The 21,868-nt window shown below is 68.9% G+C and carries 1 protein-coding gene (running past one end of the window); it reads right to left on the bottom strand.

Going from position 1 to position 21,868, the window contains the following annotated elements:
- Nucleotides 1-21,868, bottom strand: the 5' portion of a protein-coding gene (locus AC1DP3_RS07780) for a hypothetical protein (RefSeq protein ID WP_477292582.1). It extends 10,364 nt beyond the left edge of the window; only the first 21,868 of its 32,232 coding nucleotides appear in the window; its start codon is at nt 21,866-21,868; the stop codon falls past the left edge of the window.

Here is a 21,868-nt window from a genome sequence, read left to right as displayed (position 1 = left end):
CGAGGAGGGCGATGAAGGCGGGGTGGTCGGCGGTCTCGGTCGCGCTCGCTCCGCAGGATGCGGGGACGCCGGTGACACCGTACGGCGACTCGTTGTCGATGCAGGTGAGGGCCCGAAGCAGCCAGATGTCGTCTGCTCCACCATTGGCCCCATTGAAGGGGGCGTCCGCGGGACGGTTCACCGGATCGCTGTCGTACCCGTAGACGTCGAGCTCATCGACACCCTGGTCCGCGAGTCCGGTGTCGAGCACGTTGATCACGTAGTTGCGGGTGCTGCCGTGGCTGCCGTTCGTGTAGATCGCGTAGTGGTCGGTCTCGCCCTGGCCGTCGAGGTTGAGCGTGTGGCCGGCGCCAGTGCCGTTGCCGATCGTGTTGGGCGCGGTGTTCTGCATGCCGGTCGGGCTGGTCAGCACATCCATCGACTGCAGATACCAGACGGTGATCTCGTCCTCGCCGTCGGCGGTGGCCGAGTCAGCGGGGACGGCGGCGAGGGCATTGCCGTGGATCGTGGTCTTGGAGCCKAGGAAGATGTAGCCATCGTCGCCCCACGCGGTCTTGTCCGCAGCGCTCGGCGTCTGCTCGGGGTCGAGGCCGGACGGGTCGCCGAGGTGGATGACATCGACCTCGGAGTTGCCCCAGACATGTGTCTGCGGTGAGACGCTCGCGTTCGACGTCGCCGCGGCGCAGTTGCCGATCGGCTCGTCACCGGCTCCGGCATCCGTCACGATGCACCCGGCGATGATGCTGCCGCGGAGGATCATCGACGTGCCGTACTCGCTGAGCGGCAGCGCGGGGACATCACTGAGCGGGCCGCCCTCCAGGCCGAAGCTGGCACCGGTCGTGAGCGAGAAGTCGCCGCGGATCTGGATGCCGAGGCCCGCCAGGATCTGGCTGTTCTGGTGCAGTGTGACATCGTCGCCGACGCGGAGTTCGACGCTGCCTGCCTCGGCGAAGATCGTGCCATGGCCGATCTGGCGAAGGGCGTCGGCGTCGCTGTACGGGAGCCGCGTGTTCGACTCGGCGAACTGCGCGGTGCCGTCCTCGATGAGGTAAAGATCCTCGTCGAGGTCCACGGTTTCGCGGACGGTGAGACGGATGCTGCCGGTCAGCGTGTGCGCGAGGACCAGCCGCAGGTACGCATCGGTCTCGGTGTAGTAGATGTTCGTGGTCGCCTCGAGCGCCACGTCGTCGCTGTCGGCGGCGAGCGCTGCGTCGGAGGTGCCGTTGGAGTTGTTGCCGCAGTTCACATTGACACRGGCGAAGAGAGGAGGCGCTCGGCCGGAGTCGACCATGACGTCCTTGGACTGCAGGCCGATGGATCCGCCGTTGGCGTCGAGATCGACGGAGTCGCCGCGGATGTTGTCTTCGGTGGCGTTGAGCTTCGCGTTGAGGATCGAGCCGCCGACCGTGCGCGCCGAGACGTTGCCCGTCGCGAGACTCGTGTCGCCCTCGGTGTACAGCTCGTGGATGGGCATGTCGCCTTCGAGCTCGTCGAGGTAGATGCCGGCGGTCTGACTGTTCGCCCCGGCGGTGTCATACGCCTTGAGCACGCCGTCCGAGACGTCATCCCACGTCGGGTCGAGCACCGACGTGTTGATCTCGAGGAAGTCGGTCGGCAGCCCGATGCCGCCGATTCCGCCGTCCTCGCCGGCGTACATCGTGATGTTGATGCCGGTGACATCGATCGTCGGCCGGCCATCGGCATCCAGGATCCGCATCGGCGAGTGCAGGATGATATCGCCGTTCGTGGAGTGGATGTGCCCTACGAGCATGTCGCCGACGAGTTCCGTCGCGGTGATGTCGCCGTTGGTGCGGATGAAGATCTGCGCGACATTCGATGCCATGCCCGGGTCGTCGACCGGTCCGGTGTGACCGGCGCCTCCGGCCCAGGCGACGTCCGTGTTGATGACGATGTCGATCGTCGTGTMCGGTGTCGTGTCGGCGGTGACGACGTGCGTGGCGGAGTCGATGGATGACGTGAAGCAGGTCTTCGGCTCCTCGCCGCCGGTGGTGACGTGGCAGATGTCGATGTCGTCGCCCGCACGCACCGCGGTGAAGTCGTAGGTGGAGTCGATCTCTCCGTCGTTGTCCGTGCCGAGTGCACGCAGGATGTGGATCAGGCTCGCGTCTGTTCCGTCGGGGCGGAAGTGCGTCTCGTACTTGCCCGAGCCGCCGCCGCAGTCGCCACCGGGGCACGGCGAGAGAGGTCCGGTGTCGGTCAGCGCGGGGTTGTAATGCTGGTAATACGTGTAGCCGTAGTACGTCGTGCCGGGGTTGTACATGTCGACCTCGACCAGCACCAGGGCGCTGGTGCCGTCGCCCGCCTTGCTGTCGTTGAGCACGAGGTCCACGTCGTCGCCGGCGTTGATGTGGTCGATGACGACGGTGATGACGTTCGCCAGCGTCTCGTCGGTCCGGCGGAAGGTGGTGAGGTCGAGGACCGCGTCTTTGCYGGCATCCACCGTCACGACGACGTCGTACATGCAGGGTGCCGGATCGGAGGGGTCGCCGCAGAATTCGGAGTCAGGGTGGATGTACTTGACGAGTTCGACCTCGATGGGGTTGCGCCCGGTGTCGTTCGCCGGGTGGGTCGCGGTCTGGAACCCGACGTTGCCGTGCGGCGCGTCGATGTCGAGGATGTTGGTGCGGATCAGCTCGTGGCCCGGGCCGGAGAGGACGTCGCCCGAGGCGTTGTGGATCTCGGTGGTTCCGAGCGGGTTCTCGATGTAGCCGTCGAGCCGGATGAAGGGCTGCGGCGGGCACGAGAACGCGCACGTGTTGTGGATCTGGACGAGCGTCGGCGGGAAGCGGTAGTGGATGTCGAAGTCGAACCGGTAGTTCGCGGCGAAGTCCGCGACCGACGACGGCACCGACTCGGTGATGCTGGGGGCGTTCACGCCGCTGCCCGTCGCGATCGAGTCGACGCGGATGTCGATGACCGGCGAGTTGGCGGTGTTCACGACGTCGATGATCCCGGTCACGAGGTTGAGGTTCGACGCGTTGAAGATGTGGACGTAGTCCCACGTCTGCTGGAAGTCGAACCGGCCGCCGCGGCCCCAGATCATGCCGGCGGATCCGCCGATGCCAGTGAGGTCGTTGGCGAGGAACCGGGCGCGGGCGCCGTGGTCGTAGATGATCGGGTCCACCGTCACGGTGACTGCACCGGGAGCGGCGAGGCTGCCTTGCGTGTGCTGGTCGGTGAAGGGGTCGTCGATGTAGCACGTGCCCAGGTTGTTGCAGACGCGCGCGTTGACGAGCGTCGTCACGACGCCGCTGGAGTTGATCTCCACCTCGGGGTTCGGCTCGCCGAGCATGATGGCGCGCGCTTCCCAGAAGATGTGCCGCGTCAGGACGCCGTTGCTGCCGTTCTCATCGCCGTCGTTGCCGAAGTCGAGGAACCCGCCTCCGGTCGTCGCCTTACGGCGGATCCGATTGACCTGCTCGTTCGTCGCGACGGTGAGGTCGGAGGTCGTGATCACGACGCCGTTGCGTGCGGTGACGACCGTGTCGACCGACTGGTCCGCGGTCTCGCCCGTGTCGAAGATGCGCCCGTACGAGTCGGTGTCGCCGCCGCCGCAGGCGCAGACCGCGCGAGCGTCCGCATTGAGGTCGATGGCGAGCCATTCGGCGAGCAGCGCGGTGTCGACCTGTCCCACGATCGTGAGGCCGGCCAGAAGCGTGGTCTTCGTCGAGCCCTGCACCGCGATCTCGGAGTCGGCGTCCGAGTTGGCGCCGAGGGCTGCAGCGTAGGTGTGCGTGTGCGCGTAGGCGACGAGCGAGTCGACCGCCGAGGCGATGCGGACGTGACGGCCGGTCACGCTGCCGCCGACATCGGTGAGGGTGTCCGCGTCGTTGCCGCCGCCGGTGCCGATGAACACATTGGCCTCGGTCTCGGCATCCGCACCCAGTCCGCCGACATCCGCCACGGACTCCGAGAAGCCGTTGACGGCGGTGTGAGACTCCACAGCGGCGTGGTTGCCCGCGACGAGCGTGCCGTTGCTCGTGGTGTGCGTGGTGTAGCTCGCGGTCGCATCGGTCGAGCCGAAGGATCCGCCGACGAGGCCGCCCTGCGAGGTCGAGGCGAGCACCTTCGGACGCAGGTCGCTGTTGGTCGCGATGAGCAGATCTTCTGTCGCGGTGAGCACGGCGCCGCTCGCCACGGTGATCGTGTTCACGATGGCGGTGCGCGCGCGGGCATCGGAGTCGCCGATGCTGATGGCTCCCCCGCCCGCATTGCCCGAGACGCCCTTGGCCATGGCGACCGCGTGAGTCGTGATGGCAATGCCGCGGCCGGTGATCTCCGCCGAGCCGCCGACGGTCACGGTCACCGTCTGAGACGTGCTCGCGTTCGATGTCGCCGTCGAGACGTTGATCGCTCCGCCGCCGCCGCCCGCCGCGGTGGCCGAGATGACGCCGTCGGCGGCGCTCGTCGCACCGGACGGTCCGCCGATGCCATCGAGCTTCTGGATGCCGCCGGTCGCGGTCAGCTGCAGGATCAGCCGCTGGATGCCGCTGCCGGCTCCGGTGAGGTTGAGACCCTCTACCCGGAACACGTGCGGGTAGGCGCCGCCGCCGGTCAGGTTGATCGCCGAACCTCCGGACGTGAGCGACAACTGGAAGCTGCTCCCATTCGCCCCCACGACGTAGTAGCCGTTCCGGTCCTGCAGATTGCCGATCGCGCGAGTGGTCGTGGCGGTCAGGAGGTGGCGGACCGCGGCGAAGGCCGCGCTGACATTGGGAGTGAGGGTGATGCCTGCGACAGCCGCACTGCCGACCGCACCGTCGTCGCCCTGCACGCCCAGGGCGAACGTGCTGTTGCACACCGTGTCGACGCCGACGGCGATTCCCCGTGCGTTGCAGTACGTGCTCGCGAGCCGGAGGTGCTGGCCGTCCACCCGGATGACGAAGTAGGTCGCGCCGTTGGAGAGCCCGCCGATGAGCTTGCCGGTGTCGCTGGCCGTGTACGTCACCGGAGTCCCGCTCAGAGGCACGGTGTTCGCGATACCGACATCGATGACGCTGCTCGAGACGTTCTTCGATGAGAACCCTGCGGCCGACGGTGCCGCGTGATAGGTGACGTACTGGTTGTCGCTGAAGTTTCCGGTGATGCGGTCGGTGGTCGTGTCGACCTGGCTCGGCAGTGCCACGACCTCGGGCGGCGCGAGGACGTTGACGGACGTCAGCTGCAGCTTCAGGCGGAAGTCGTCGATCTTGTAGACCTTGTACACCCCGGCTGCGAGACCGCCGATCGCACCGCCGATCGGCTGGTACACGACAAGGTCGCCGGTCTCGAAGTGGTGCGACTGGAAACCGAAGTCGATGATGTCGGTGGCGGCATCGATCACGGCGCCCTCGATGACAGTCGGCGTCGACGGGTCGTCGAAGACGAACTCGAGTCCGAGCTGCAGGGTGTTCGCGCCCGTGACGATGACGCTGAAGCTGCGACCGTCGATACCCGTCGCAACCGGGGAGCCGTTGCCCTGCGTGTTGTAGATGACCAGCTGCCCGGTGTAGGCATCATGCTGCAGCGTGAACGAGATGGTGTTGCCCGCGACGGCTCCGGCGTTGAACGAGCCGTCGGAACTCGGTGCGGGAGTCGTGTTGCTCGTCGCGTCGATGCCGACGGTTCCGTTCGAGCTGGTGATCTTGGCACCCCCGGTGACGGTGACGGTGACCGTCGGGGTCATCGTCGCCGTGGCGCCGAACAGATTGATGTTCAGCGCACCGCCGGTTCCGCTCGTGGTCGAGGCATCCGCGTCGTTGTGGCTGTCGGCCTTCGCGTTGATCGCGCCGGTGGCGATGATGATCGACGATCCGCCGCCGAGCGTGGCGCCGACCGTCGGCGTCCCAGTCGCGGACGAGCTCGAGTCGTTGACCGACACGATGCCGCCGCCGGCGTTCTTCATTCCCGCGAAGGAGTGATCGTCGGCCTTCGCGAGCACGTCGAGCACCGAGGCTCCGCTTCCGCTGGTACCGCTTCGGACATGACCGAAGAGATCGGCGCGCGTGATGCCGGAAGCATCGGCGGTGGGGTTGGCGTCGGGCGCGATGCTGGCGAGGAACCCGCCCTGCGTGCGCTTGTACGTGGCCACCGCCGAGTTGAGCGACTGTGCCCGGAGCGCCGCCGTGCCCGATGGCGCGGCGAGCGTCGCCCCGGCCTCGACGGTCGCCGTCGTGGAGGCATGCGCGTTGGCCAGCATGCTCACGCTGCTGATCGCCAGGCCGAGGGCGAGCGTAACCGACCCGGCCGAGGCGTTGACCTCGTTCGCGGCGATGTAGGCGACTCCGTCGAAGTTGTGCCACGCGAGCACCGACGCGTTGCCGGAATCGCTGTGCACCGCGCCGGTGCCGCTGATCGAGGCGGTCGTGACGGTGGCGTCCTTCGCGGTGACCGAGCCGGCCACGCCCGACACGAACAGCGAGATCGAAAGCGCCTTGTACAGCGACGAGACGGCGATGCGCGCGTCCGCGAGCACGGTCGCGTTGTTGGTCGTGTGCAGGTTGCCGCCCACGCGGCTCGTGACGGTGCCGGATGCTGTCGCAGCCAGCACCGCGATGTTGACGGCCGCACCGACGGAGCCGGAGGCCGAGCGGCCCTCGATGTGCGGTCGGGCATCCGAGCGAGCGGTCATGGTGGCGGCGAGGATAGTTCCCGAGGTGCCGTCGAAGTAAGTGCCGACCGATCCGCCGGACGTCGCGGAGCCCGCGACGATCCCGATGCCGGCGAGAAGGCCTGCGGCGAGGGAGAGGGCGTCGACCTGCGCGTCGCCGAACGACCGGCCGAGGATGGTCAGGAGGGTCGACGCGCTGACCTGGGTGGCGCCGCCGACACCTGCCGCGACGACAGCGGAGTTGTTGGCGTCTGCGAACCCTCCGGCCACTCCCGCCGCGAGGCCGACCGAGCCGAGGGTGACCCGGGCGAACGCGGGCGCGACCGAGTTGGAAGTGTTGGAGATCGAGCCGTTGGCGTCGTTGATGGTGCCGAAGGTGTAGCTGGGTGAGAGCAGGTTGCCGTTCTGGTCTACGTTGGAGCGGGCGATGATGTTGACGTTGGCGCCGGACAGCGAGCCGAAGCCCTCGGTGAACGCCCGCACCGTCGGCGTGACGGACGCGTGCGCTGATGTCAGGCCGGCGTCGAATCCGAGCGAGACTCCGAAGCCCTTGGCGTCGGAGATCGCGACGGCGGTGACGGCGGCGATGAACGAGACCGTTCCTGCGCCGGCCGAGACCTGCGCGTGATCGCCGAGGTAGGCGAGGACCGTCGGTGTGGAGGTGGCGGTGGAGTCGACGACCGAGCCGCCGAATCCGAGGCTGATGCTCAGGCCGGCGGAACTGGCGAGCGGCAGCGAGGAGTAGCTGGTCGAGACGGTCACGCCGGATCCGGTGGTGGTGACCGTGGTCGGATCCGCCAGGTTCGCCGCGGTGGCACCCGTCGCCGGGCCGACGTAGGCGGCGACCGTCGTGGAGTCCTGCGCCTTGAGCTCGACGCCCGAGCCGCCGATGATCTGCACGCCGACCGCGGTGCTCGAGACCGACGGACTGCTCGTGCCCCCCGCCGTCATCGTCACCGATCCGGCGGTCACGTTCGCCCGATCGTCGATGTGAGCGGCGATCGTGCCCTCGGTGTACGCCTCGAGGTGGACGAAGGAGATGCTGATCGGCGAGACCGTCACGCGGAGCCCGCTGGCTGTCGATACGGCCGTGCGGTTCGCGGTCATCGTGACCGCACCCGAGCCGAGCTGAACGGTCTCGTTGTCGCCGATGTACACCTCGGTGGTGCCGCCGACGTGGGACACCGGGTTGGTCACGAGGACGTTGGCGACTGCGGCCAAGCCGACCATGTTCGCCTCGGTCACGGCATCCGGAGTCGAGGTGGCGGTGATCGAGAGCGAGGATCCCGAAACCGACTTGCCGTTGCCCACGAACGCCCGCGTGCTGCCCTGGGAGCGCGCGTCCGGCTGCAGGAGCTGGACTCCCAGGGCGCCGGCAGCAACGCCGCCGGCCTTGGCTGTCGCGTCGTCGTCCGAGGTCGCCGAGATCGTGACCGTTCCGCTGACCGTCGCTCCGCCCAGAGCCGCCTCGGTGGACGAGGTGACCACCGCGAGGGCGTAGGCGACCGAGACGGCGATGATGCCCACCGAGATGATTTCGGATGCGTCCGCGAGAGCGGTGTTGTGCGAGTTGGAGGTCGCCGAGGCAGTCGTGCCGCTCGTGACCTGCCCGAGGTAGTTGGCCTTCGTGCTTCCGCTGACGGTCGCGCTCGGGAGCTTGACGTCGACCGAGAGGAGCCCGATCGTCGGTCCGTCGGAGTCCGCGGTGGCGTTGTAGGTCGAGTCCGCGGTGACGAGGAAGGCACCGGTGCCGCCTGCGCTGCCGCTGTCGCCGCCGGCGATCGTGTCGCCGCTGACGAGCGCGATCGTCTCGCTGCCCGACATCGCCACGCCGCCGAAGCTCGCGAAGTCGCTGGTCGCCAGCGCGTCGGCGTGGGCATCGGCATTGATGGTGAATGAGGTCGCCGATGTGACCGCGCCGTTGAGCTTCCCGCTCACCGAACCGGAGACGGTGGCGGTCGCGCTCATCAGGTTGAACCCGCCGCCGAGCCCGCCGCCCGCACCGCGGATCTTCGCCTCGGCGACGTTCTGGTAGCCGCCGCGCGCGCCGTTCACCAGGTGCGAGTCGATCGACACGGCGCCCGAGAGCGCGATGCCGGCGTTCGCGTCGATGACGGCATCCGTGTTCGACGAGACCTTCGCCTCGGAGACGATGACTGTGACCCCGCCGAGAAGGCCGATCGTGACCACCCTCGTGTCGGTGAACGCATCGTTGCTCGCGATCGCCGTCACGGTGAGCGATGCCGTCTTGGTGACTGTGCTCGGGATGTCTCCGTCGAAGGAGGCCTTCGTCGAGCCTGCGATGGTCACGAGGCTCTTCTGCGCGCTCACGCTGAGTGTGGCGGATGCCGACACCGATGTCGCCGACGCCTCGGCGACGTTCGTGGCGGTCGCGTGCACGCTCACCGTCCCGGCGGGCGCGGAGACTGTCGAGTTCTCAAGGACCAGCGCCTGCGTCGATGCGGCGGAGGTGATCCGCGCGTCGGCCACGTTGACGGCCGCAGCGCCCAGTCCGCCGATCGAGACGATGAGCACATCGGTCGTGGCGGTGTTGTGGCTCGTCGCGCCGACCTCGACCCCGGCTGCCCCTGAGGTGACATTGCCCTGCACGCTGGCCTTGGTCGCCCCGCCGACGAGCGCCGACGGCACCGACACGCTCACACCGAAGAGGGCACCACCGGCGCCCATGCCCGTCGTCACCGTGGCGGTGTTCGTCGACGTGGCGATGAAGCTGACCTTGCCGCTGCTTGTGATCTGCTGGTTGTTGTTCGCGTCGGACGATGTCGCCTGGACGTCCGCGCCGGATGCGATCTCGGCCACCGCCACGCTCACGGCGATCCCGGCCAGGCCGCCCGCCGCGACGACGACCAGGTCCGCCTTCGCCTTGCTTCCACCGGTCGCGGTGACCGAGACGGAGGTCGACGAGGTGACGTTGCCGTCGAGCGCCGCGGTGACCGCGGCACCCTGCGTCGCCTTGGCGACGAAGATCGCGCCGCTGCCGAACAGCGCCGCCGCTACGTTCTGGCCGTGCGCGACCGCCTCGATCAGGCCGCTCGCTCCCAGCACGAGTGCGATGACCGAGACCGAGCCGCTGCTGGTGATCGAGGCGGCACTCGTGACGGTCGCGGTGATGTCGGCGTCTGACGTCACCTCGGCGTCGGCCACGGCGACGTTCAGTCCGACACCCGAGATGCTCACGACGAGCACATCGGCGGTGGCCCGGTTCTCGGCCGCCGCGCGCACCTGGGCGCTGGCCGAACCCGCGACAATGCCGGACAGGGTCGCGGTGGTGTGGCCCGAGACAGTGGCGATGGGGATCATCGCGCTCACGGCGATTCCACCGATCGCCACGCTCGGCGTGCTGGCGGTGACGATGTTCGTCGCTTCGGCATTGACGACGACCCCGCCGGATGCCGTGATCGAGCCGCCGAGCTCGGCCTCCGTGTCGCGGTCCATCGTGGCGATCGACACGGTGAAGCCGACCGCTGCGATACCGGTGGTGACGTTGAGCGTCTGCCCCGTCATCGGCTGGCGCTGGCCGAAGGCCTGGACCGAGACGCCGCCGCCGATCGTGACGGGGCCGTGTGCGAACGAGGCCGCGCGCGTGAGGCCCGAGTAGTCGATGACGGCCACGATGCCGCTGATGCCGACCCCGACACCGCCGACGATTCCGATCGCCCAGGCCGTGGGGGCGAAGACATCCGTCGCAGTGACCGTGATGCCGCCGATCGCGCCTTGTGCGCCGATCGCGACGTCTCCGATCAGCGCGGTCGTGTCGCCCGAGACCTCGATGACCGAGATCGCGGCGCCGATGCCGCCGAGGGCGATCGTGATGCCGACCGCGTACCCCGCGACGTCCTTGTCGGAGCGGGCCGTCACGACGATCCCTCCGGCGGCCTTGAGGACGTCGGCGGAGTCGTCGATGTGCGCCGTCGTGGCGCTGGTGTCGGTGAGGACGAGGATCTGCCCCGCGATGGCGACGGCGCCGATCGCGCCGGTGACGGCGAGGATCGTGATGTCTTCCTCGAGGTCGGCGACGACCCGGACCGTACCGCCGGCCGAGACGTTGGCGGTGCCGTGGATGCCGGCATTCACGTTCCCGCTCACGGTCAGGATCGCGATGCCCGCGCCGATCGCTCCGGCGCCACCGGCTACGGCTCCGGCGAGGACGAACACGTCGACGCGCTCACGTGCCTCGACGTCGATGTCCGAGAGCATCGAGTGGACCGTGCCGTAGATGCCGGCAGAGACACCCGACGGAGGTGCGGGCTGGGTGAACTGGTCCTGTGTGGGACTCGTGCCGGAGTACGAGCCGTTGACCGCGCCGTCGGATGCGGACGACCCGCCGAAGACACGGAACCGGTAGTCGTTGTCGGCCTTCCCCCAGTGCGCGGTGTCGATCGTCGGGTTCCCACTGGAGACGAAGCTCGAAGTCGCGCGGTACTTGTGGCCGCCGAAGCTGACGTAGTCGCCGGTCGTGTACGCGTGGACGGTCTGGAACGCCGGAGTCCCGTCTGCGGGCGCCCCGTCGAGAGCGCCCTTCCAGCCGTCCTTGACCGCGTACCACTTCGTGTTGTGCTCAGGATCCGTCTCATTCGCCGCCACGGCCGCCGTCGCCTGATACTTGACGCCGTTGAATGTCACGTAGTCGCCCTTGGCGTAGGCGAGCGGTCCGCTCCACAGCGGCGCGGGGGCATTGCTGCCGTTGCCGGAGGCGACCTGGTCGGCCTGCGACTGCCCGCTGGTGCCCTCGCCGTCGGTGGCGTTCTTCGGCACATCCTCTTGCCAGATCGTGCCGTCGGATCCCGGCGTCACTCCCGTGCTGTTCTTCTTGGCGACCCAGGTCTTCGACGCGTAGGTGACCACGTCACCCGAGGCGTAGGACTTGCTTCCGTCCCAGCCGCCGCGGTTCGGACCGTGCGAGTCGCTGGAGTACGACGCGGTCGGTGCGGTGCCGATGGACCAGACCGAGACGGCCCCGGCGACGCCGACGAAGCCGCCGCCGATCGAGACGGCGTAGGACTGGACGTTCTTGATGGCGAGCGCGTTGACACGCACGGCGGCCTGTGCCCAGACATCCGTCCCCGTCGCGAGATAGGCGTTGACGGTGATCGACGCGACGCCGATGTCGATGCCGCCGGAGGCCCCCACGAAGCCGCCCGCGACACCGCCGGCGAAGGTGAGGGAGTCGAAGAGATCGGTCGCGGTCACCGACACGCCCTGGGCCGCGTTGACGCCCGTGACGATCGAGTCGTCCGCGGCCGTCAGCGTGCCGTGGTCGTCGCGGTTGACCGTCGTGCCGAGGTCGACATAGGCCTGAGTGGTCACGGTGAAGACGTTGACCCCGATGTTGGCGGTCACCCCGACGAACCCGGCGCCGACACCCGCGACGAGTCCGAACAGCTTCTCGCTCGACGCGGACTGGACGATGAGCCCGCGGAACGTCACGGTCGGGAACCCGCTCGCGCCCAGTGTGCCGTTCGATACGCCGGTGAGGCCGCCGCCCTGCGCCTTCACGATGACGATGTTGTCCTGGCCGAGGTACGCCTTCGTCGTCTTGTCGACGACCGCGACGCCGACCCCGACGCCGACCCCGACGTAGCCGGCCGCGATCGAGGCCGTGATGAGGAAGAGCACAGAGGCGCTGTGCGCGAAGACGCCGATGTTGTTGTCGGCCCGGAGCGTCACGCCGCTGCCCGTGAAGGCGTTCGTGAACTCCTTGATGACGCTGACGCCGACCGTTCCGGCCACGCCGACCGTTCCGCCGCCCGCTGCGGCGTTCACCGAGATGACCGAGGTCTGAGCGTCGGCGAGGATCTCGATGTTGTTCCTGGCGTTGACGACCGCTCCGCCTGCGATCGAGGCATCCGTGTGGATCTCCACCACTCGCACGGCGACCGAGGCGCCGACGCCCGCCGACCCGCCGATGGCGATGGAGGCCGCGATGCCGAGGGTGCGGAAGTTGTTGACGGCCGAGACCAGGACCGACTGGCTGCCATCTGCCGAGGCATCGTTCGTGGCGCACGCGATATCGGCGGCTGCGCAGTTGATCTTCGCGCCCGCGCCGATCGTCGCCGTCGTGTGGACGGTGACGACGGCGATGGAGCCGGAGAGGCTCACCGCGGCGGTGCCGGCACCGCCGGCCGCGATGCCGATCGAGCCGAGGTAGTCGCTGTTGGACGCGGCGACGGCCACGCCGCCGAAGCCGCCACGGGCGGGGGCGAGGATGACCTGCGGGCCGACCTCCGAGCCGGGTCCGGCGGGAAGCATCCCAGACGGAACGAGGCTGTGCGAGCGCCCGCTCCCGGTCGAGGTGAAGTCGATCGGGGTTCCGCGCGCGATGTCGGCCGGGGTGTTGCAGTCGTCCTTCTTGCCGGTCGCCTTGCACTTCGTGTCGACGAGCTGAACGTGGCTCAAGTCGACATCGTCTGCGGGATTCGCGGTGAAGAAGTAGTAGGTCTTGCCGTCGACGAGACCGCCGATGGGGGTGCCCCCGCCCGCGCTGTAGACCACAGGATCGCCGTTGTGGAGCACCATCGGGGTGGTCCCGTCGTCCTCGTACAGGATGTACGGCAGGACGAGGAAGTTTCCGCTCGTCGAGACGGCGCGCTCGGCCGTGAAGCGGGGGCTGACGTCGGACTTGACTCCCGGCTCCGTCGTCGGGACGAAGCGGTGGTTCTCGCCCATGACGCCGGCCGGGAGGGTGAGGCCCGTGACCTCGAAGCCCGGCTCGCACGAGAACTCGTCGGAGCCTGGAGCCAGCGGGGGTCCGCGCTGCGTGCAGAGCTGGATCTCGGTCGCCGACACGGGGATGACGTAGTACGTCCCGCCGTCCGTGAGGCCGGTGATCGGCGCCCCGCCGCCGGCGTCGTAGACGACCTGCTGACCGGCCTTGAATCCGTGGTTGTAGCCGAGGTTGATGGTGGCGCCGTCCGCGTTCAGCCCCTTGCCGTCGAGCCCGCCGCCCGGGAACGGCACCGGCCACCCGCCCTGGGCGCCGCGCGGGTCGAACCGCGTGTCGGTTCCTGTCGTGGAGTAGCTGCCCGCGTTCACGACCGCGTGTGAGATGTGACCGGCCATCGCCGCGCCCGTCACGCGGGCGTTCGCACCGATCGTCGCGCTCGTCGTCTTCGTGACGACGGGCACCGCGACAGCGGCCCCCACGGCTGCGGTGCCGGCCACCGAGATGTTGCCTGCGATGGTGAAGAGGGTCATGGACTCGTCAGCGAGGACCAGGACATTGCCGCCCGCACGCAGGTCGGCGTTCGCCCCGACGGATGCGGTCGTGGTGATGTTGATGACCGGCACCGTGACGTTCACATTGACCGCCGCGGTCCCGCCGCCGCCGCCGCCGACCGAGATGGACTTCAGGTCTTCACTCGACGTGGACTGCACCACGATGTCGCCGTTCGCGCGAACCACCGCGCCGTTCCCGATCGATGCCGCGGTCGTCTTGTTGATGGCCGCGACATCCACGCCCACACCGACGCCGGCCGTGCCGCCCACGGCGAGCACGCCCGCGAGTGCGAGCACGGACGTCGCGTCGGATGCCGACACCACGACGTCCTGAGTGAGCTCCGGCAACGTGTTCGTGCACAGGACGCCGACGCAGTTGACCTTGGCACCGCCTCCGATGGCGGCGGTGGTGTGATCGGTGAGCACGTCGACCGTCACGGAGCCGCCGACACCTGCCGACTGACCGCCAGCCCCACCGACGGCCAGCAGCAGGTAGTCGCCGGTCTGCTCCGCGATGACCGAGAAGTCGTCACGGGCCCGCACGTCCGCGCCGCCCGTGACCCGTGCAGTCACGTCGTTGTCGCGCACCAGCACCGCGACCGAGGCACCGACGCCCGCGCCGCTGGTCGACACCGAGAGGTTGCCGCTCGCCAGGTTGCTGTCGACGTCCTTCTTCGCGTGCACCGTCACATCGTCGAGGGCGGCCACCACGGCGTCGCCGATCTCAGCAAGCACCTGCGGGTCGGATCCGCCCTGGTTGGCCACCACGACCAGCACCGAGCCGGTCGCCGCGACGGATCCGGCGCTGCCGGCGCCCGCCACGGCGAGCACGAACCAGTCCTCGGCCGAGAGCGCCTCGACCGTGACGGAGCCGTCCGCCCGCACGTGCGCTCCGTCGCCGATCCACGCCCGCACATCGGAGTTGGAGATCTCGACGACCACGGTGATGCCGACGCCGGCGGAGCTCTTGCTGAGCGCGAGCGTGCCGCCCACGTCGACCAGGGCGATGTCCTCCTGCGCGTGAACGGTGATATCCTGTCCGGCGCCTCCGACGGCGCCTTCCTGGTTCACCTGCGCGCCACCCGCGATCCACGCACGGGTCGAGAAGTTCAGGATGTTGACGATGAACGCACCGGTGACCGCTGCGCCGCCCGAGCTCGCGGCACCGGCGATCGCGACGTTGGTGAGCGTGAGCCAGTCGATCTTGCCCTTCACGGGCTCGGGCACCTCCGGCACGAGCGCGACCAGCGTGCTCGTGGCGGAGACGGCGACTTCGCCCGTCGCGTCGACCTTCGTCTGAACACCGGCCGTCGATGCGATCCAGGCCTGGGTGTTCACCTCGAGGTAGTTGACCAGGAACGCGCCGCCGATCGCAGCACCCGAGTTGGTCGAAAGCGCCCCCGAGATCGCGAGGTTCTGCAGGCCGATCGCCTGTGCCGCCGTCACCGATACTCCCCCGGCCGGCGCGTCGAGCTCGGCGCCCTGGCCGACGCTCGCCTGGCTCGTGAGAAGCAGGATCTGCACCGCCGCGCTTCCCGCGACCGACGTGCTCTTCCCACCCGCAGCGGCGAAGGACCAGACGATGAAGTCGTTGCGTCCGCCGTCGGGCAGCACGGCCGCGACCATGATGCCGGTCTGGCCCGTGACATGAGCTCCCGCTGCGACGGACGCGGTGTTGTGGGCGTCCTGGACATTGAGTCCGATCGTCGCGCCCACGCGGGTGCCGTCCGAGTCGAGATCGATCGCCGACCCCATCGAGAACGCCTTGCCCGAGAGCAGGAACGTCGAGGACACCGTCACCCCACCCGTCGTCGCCGTCACGGTCACGGGGTTCGTGATCCTCGCGGTCGAGGTCGCGACGATCCAGTTGACCGATACCGCCGCGGCGACGGCCGTCGTGCTGCTGCCGCCCGATCCGGACTGACCCGACTGGCCGGACTGCGCGCTGTTGGCGCCGTTCGCACCGTTCGACCCATTGGTGCCGCCGTTGGACGAGGGCATGCTGGATGTCGAGGACTTCGTGCTCTGCGTGTTCGGGTTGTCGCCGTTGGCCTGTCCGCTGGCCTTGCTGTCGCCGTCGGAGTCGCTCTCCTCGGCGCCCTTCGCACTCGCGACCGCCTTCGCACGCGTCCGCGCCTCGGAAGCGGCCGACACGGCGACGCTCGTCGCGGTGGCGCTGCGGGCGAGTTCTGCGAGGGTGTCCCAGCCGACCACGAGGTTGAGCGCGAGGTCCGCGCCGACCGCGGTGCTCTTTCCTGCGGCTTCGGCATTGCCTTCCGTCTCGGCGCCGAGCGTGTGCCGGGCGGAAACGGTGAGCGCACCGGTGCCCGCGTAGGCGGCACCCGTCCCGAAGCGAGCGGTGACGTCGTCATCGATGCTCACGACCATCGCGACGACCGGCGTGATCGCCGTGCCTCCGGCCGTCCCGCCTTCGGCCTTGGTGCTCATGTCGCGCAGCCCTCGGGCGTCCACCGCGAGAGCGCCGGCACCGGTGAACCCGGCGCCGTCCCTGATCTCGGCGGTGACGTCGCTGCCGTCGATGACCTGCAGAGCGAAGGATGCTCCCACACCGGTCGCCGATCCGACTTCCGCTTTCGCACTCGCCGTTGCGGCATCCCGGTCGTTGCTCTGCGCGAAGACCGTGGAGTCAGCGCCGGAGAGCGTGACCACAGCCGTGGCAGGAACGATCGCCTCCGTCTGGTTGCCGAGGATGTTGATCGCCGCCGCCCCCGCGACGCCGACGCTCGTCGACTTGCTCGCGCCGGCACGGGCGGTCGTCAGAACCTCGTGCTCCCAGAGCCGGAAGAGCTGGTCTGCCGTGGGCGCTTCCGGGAAGTCCGCGCCATCGGCGATCGTCGCGCTCGGCTGAAGGATCCACTGGTGATCGCCATCGCGCTTGTAGAACCCCGGCGCCTTCGTGCCGTCCTGCTCGGTCAGACGGAACCAGGTGTCCTCGTCGATGTCGTCCTTGGGCAGCTCGCTCTTCTCGTTGACGACATCGGAGGTGACCCAGATCCACGCGCTGCCGTTCCACTTCCAGACGCTGTTCGCCGGCTTGCCGTCCTTGGCCACGGTGAGCAGGAAGTAGGTGCCCGATGCCGGCAGCGCGTCCCCCTCGGTGATCGTGACGTCCTCGTCGAGCGACCACGGCGAGAGGAGCCCGCCGGAGAACTTCCAGAGACCGTCGTTGCCGCCGGAGCCGTTGCTCGTCTTGACATAGACGAGGTCGTCCTTCGACGGTCCGGGCAGCTCCTTGCCCTCCTCGACGATCTCCCATTCGGATCCGTTCCAGTGCCGGATCACATCGTTCTCGTCGCCGCCGCGCATTCCTGCGGAGAGTACGAGGCCTGTGGCGGTGATGGTCGTGGCGCCCGTCGTGGCACGGTTCAGGATCTCGATGGCCTGTACGGCGACACCCGCTCCGATCCCGACCGAGCCGTCCGTCGCCGAGTCGCCCTTGGCGGATGCCGCAGCATCCGTGTTGGCGAGAGTCTTGAGGGTGACGACACCGCCCGAGATGATGACGAGTCCGTCGGCGAAGAACGCGCGGACCGTCGAGGCGACCACGTTGATGGCGATCGCGCCGGCGATCGAGATCGAGTTGCCGCTGTCGTCGCCAGTCGCGGCCTTCGGGGTGTCGCTCTTCTTCGTCTGCGATGCCGTGTTGTCATCGCGGGTGCTGTTGGCGTTCGAGAGGTTGTCGTCGGCCTTCTTGTTGACGTCCTTGCCGCCGTTGTCTTTGCCCTCGGACTTGTCGGCGCCCTTGGTGGCTGCTTCGGCGGTGGTCGTCACGTCGACCGACTGCGTGGCCTGGAACGAGACGGCTCCGGTGGCGGTGATGCTGCGAGCGCTGCTGGACTCGGCGACGATGTCGTCGAGGATGGCCAGCGCGAGCGATACGCCGATGCCGGCGGAAGATCCGGCGACCGTCGAGCCCTTCGCGGTGGTCTCCGCGGTGACGGTCTGGGTGGCCTGAGCGTCGATGCTCGTGGCCTGAAGTGCTGCTGCTGCGGCTCCGAGGGAGGCGCTGGTGTGGATGGTGGCGAGGGTGATCGCGATGGCGGGGACGATCGTGACGCTTCCGCCCGCTCCTCCGGCCTCCGCCTCGGTCGTGATCTCGACCTCGTGTTCTGCTTCAAGGGTGAGGACTCCGGCACCGGTGACGGGAGGTCCGCGGGTCGGGTCGTTCACCTGCGTCAGACCGGCGAACACGTCGAGATCGAGCAGGTTGAGGGCGAACGACGCGCCGATGCCGACCGTCCCCTCGCCTTCCTGCTCGGCCTTGCCCGACGCCTTGTTCTTGCTCTTCGAACCGGCGTTCATCGTCACTGTGCCCCCGCTCGCGAGGTAGACGCCCGGCTGCGGCGCGGGGAGGGCCGGCAGCGTCGGCGACGTGTCCTCGACTGCCGCGCGCGTCGTCTCGTCCACGATGTTCAGCGCGAACGCCCCCGCGACGCCGAGGGTGCCACCGGTACCCGTCGCGCCCGCTTCCGCCTCCGCGGTGAAGCTGTGCTCGACATCGCCCGCGTTGTCCTTCATGATCGCGCTGAGCGTGAGCCCCGTCGCGTGCAGCTCGGCGCCCTCGCCGATGCCTGCCCGGTTCACGAGGGTCACCTTGTTCACCGCGAGCGCGGCGCCGATGCCGACCGTCGACGATCCCGTCGCCGTTCCCTTGGCGGTGGCGGAGGCATCCGTGTTGTTCTTCGTCTGGAACGATGCCGTGCCCGTGGTGACGAGCACGCCGCCGTCGGCGAGCACTGCCCGCGTGACCGAGTTCACGATGTTGAAGGCGATCGCCGCGGCGACCGAGACCTTCGTTCCGTCTTCGTTCTTGGCATCCGGGGTCGTCGTACCGCCGCCCGCTCCTCCCGAGGTGCGACTGCCGGCGTTGCCGGCCTTGTCGTTGGCCTTGGTGTTGGCGTCCTTGCCGGTCGAGTCCTTGCCACTGCCGCCGGACTCTCCGGGCGCTCCTTTCGAGGTCGCCTCTGCGCTGGTGGCTGTGGTCGAGGTGCCCTCCGCCGTGAACGAGACGTCGCCGCCCGCGGTGACGTTTCCGCCGATGGAGGATTCCGCCACATGGTCGGCACTCGTCAGGGCGAAAGCGATGGTGAGCGCCAGCGTGGCCCCCGAACCCGCCTCTGTCGCGCCCACGGCCTTCGTGGTGGCCTTCGCGCTCTGGTCGGCCTTCGCCGAGATGCCACCCGTTGTGGCGAGTACGGAGCCGCCGAGGATGGATGCCGTCGTGTGCACGTTGTGGATCGCGATGCTCGCGACGCCGGTGAGGGAAGCGGAAGTGCCGCCGGCCGCACCGCCCTCGGTCTCGGTCGTGGCGTCGTCGACACCGACAGCCTCGATTGTGAGGGCGTCGATGCCGTTCGCTGCGGCATTCGCGTCGACTCCGGCGAAGGTCTCGTTGCGGATGAGGCTCAGTGCCACCGATGCTCCGAGCCCGACCGAGCCGGTGCCGTCCTGCTTGGAGGTCGCTTTCGCGTGGCTCTTGTTGTCGCCCCGCGCCTTGAGCGCGAGGTCTGCTCCGCCGAACGTGCTTCCCGTGCCCGCGACTCGTGCTGATGTGTGCGAGGTGATCTTGTCGAGCGCGAGCGATCCGGCGCCGCTGAAGGATCCGCCGCCGCCCGCGCCCGAGATGGATGTCGCGGTGAAGGACGAGTCGCTCGCGTCCGGGGCGTCTGCCTCGACAGTCACTCCGCCTCCGGCCACGAGGTGCGCAGCCTGGACGAAGGCCTCGGTCAGGAGGGTGACGATGTTGATCGCGACGCCGACGCCGACGCCCGTCGCGCTTCCCGCCGTGGTGCCGCCGTCACCCGTCGAGGCGACGGTGTTCTTCGACTTCGACGTGATCGACTGGGCTCCCCCGGTCGTCGTTACTGTGGCGTTCTGGACGCGAGCGTGGGTGTCGATGTCGAGGATGGAGAGCCCGAGTGCGCCGGCGATCGACGTCTGCGTGCCGTCGTCGTTCGCCGCCTGTCCGTTGGCGCGGCTGGGAGCATTCGGGCTCTTGTTGTTCTGCCCCGAGGCTCCGTCAGATCCGGCTTTGGAGGAGGCGGTCACCGTCGAACTCTGGTCGGCGAGGATCGCGAGCGAGGCCGCAGTCACACCACTCGGGTCCGTGTTCTCGATGGCGGCGTCGGTCGTCTGGTTGAGGTACACGACCGCGATGCCGGCACCACTGGACTCACCCGACGCGTCGGCGTTGGCGACGAGGGTTGCCACGTTCGCCGCAGAGATCCCGAGCGCTCCGGTGACGGATGCGGTGGCCTGGCCCGTGATCTTGCTCACGACATCGGAGTCGACGGTCAGGACCGCCACGGCAGCGTCGAACTGCCTCGGCGCGTCATTGGGGTTGGCCGTCTGCGGGATCGCACTCGCGGTCACCGTCGAGGTCGCGCTGATCGTCGCCGTGCCGTGGACGTCGAGGACGGAACTGTCGCCGACCGTCGCCGTGGCGTCCGAGCTGATGATCGCGGCATCGCCGTAGCGCTTGTTCAGCGTGAAGGGCCCGACGACCGAGCTCGCCGTCATCGTCAGGTTGCCGGTCGCGTTGAGGTGCGACGCACCACGCACATCGACCGTCGCCGTCGAGTTGACGAGGACGGCGTAGGCGGTCGCCGCGGAGGCGTCGGGGATCACGGTCGCTGTCGCGGTGAGGGCGATGTCACCCGCGTTGATCGTGCCGCCGTCGACGATGACCTCGGCAGTCGCGTCGTGGTCGAGGCAGCTGACGACGCTGAAGTCGTCGAAGTCGGTGCACTGGGCGACGTTGAATGGGATCCCGTCGGTATTGGACTGCGCCGCGTTGAGTGTGACCGACCCGGCGTTGATCGTCGCGCCATCCACGAGGATCCGCTCGAACGCGGCGATGAACGCCGCGATGCCGAGGTTGATCGTGCCCTGAATGGTCAGCCTGTCGTTTCCGGCGCCGCCGGAGAGGCTCAGAGTGCCGGTGCCGCTCGGCGCCGAGAAGGTGGTGTCTTCGAAACCGGCGTTCAGGCTGCGGAGACGAAGCAGGAGCGCGTTGTTCGGATCGACTTCGAGCACAGCGTCGTCGTCGCCCGCGCCGAGGGTGAAAGCTGCGTCATCCATCGCCAATGTGGGATTCACGTTGTCGACACCGCTGTTGTCGATCAGCGTCGGCTCGATACCGGCATACTCGACGGTCGTTGCGCCGAAGAGGATCCGCCCCGACGAGCCGTCGATGGCGGTCGACTGGAACCCGCCGACACTGCGCTTCGTTGCGAGCGTGTCGAACCCGGCGGCCCCGTCGAATCCGATCGTGATGCCCGGGTCGGTGCCGTTGAAGTCGATGGTGAACGTGTCGTCGCCGCCGGTGCCGGTGACACGGATCTCCGAGATCTCGGAGAGCGGCCGGGTCTGGCCCTGGAAGGTGACCGTGCCGTCGCCGTTGAAGACGAGGGATGCCGCGTTCCCCGACATGACGAGGAACCAGGGCGCGGGGGCGACAGGTGCCGCGACTTCGCTGACCGGAGTTTCGGAGGGCTGCTCTGCGGGCGCCGCGTCGGCGGGCGCGGCCGGGTCAGCCGCGGGGACCGCAGCGTCGACGGGCGCGGGCTCGACTGCGGCCGGTTCGGCCGGAGCGGGTTCCGCAGGCGGCGGTACCACAGCCGGTTCCGCAGGCGCCGGCTCTGGCGCGGGAGCGGCAGGCGCCGGCGCAGGAGGCTCAGGCGCGGGCTCTGCGACGGGAGCCGGGTCAGGCGCGGGCTCCGCCGCGGGGTCTGCGGTGACATCGAACGGCCGGACGTCGAGGAAGGCCGGCGACCCGACCACTTCTGCCCCGGCCGGAGCGCCCAAGCCGTCAACGCTGACCGGGAGATCAGTGAGCTGACCAGGGTTTTCCGCGGCGCGCAAGGGGGCGACCGGAGCGACGGAGGCGGCTCCTGCGGCGGCCGGAGCCGTGAGCGTGAGGCCGACGGCAAGCGCGGTGGTGGCCGCGATCGCACGGAACGCGGCGCTCCACGAGCGCCTCAGTCCCTCGTCAGTTGCCAT

The sequence above is a fragment of the Microbacterium sp. P5_B6 genome, assembly GCF_056400345.1.
This window is presented reverse-complemented; position numbering and strand designations above follow the sequence as displayed.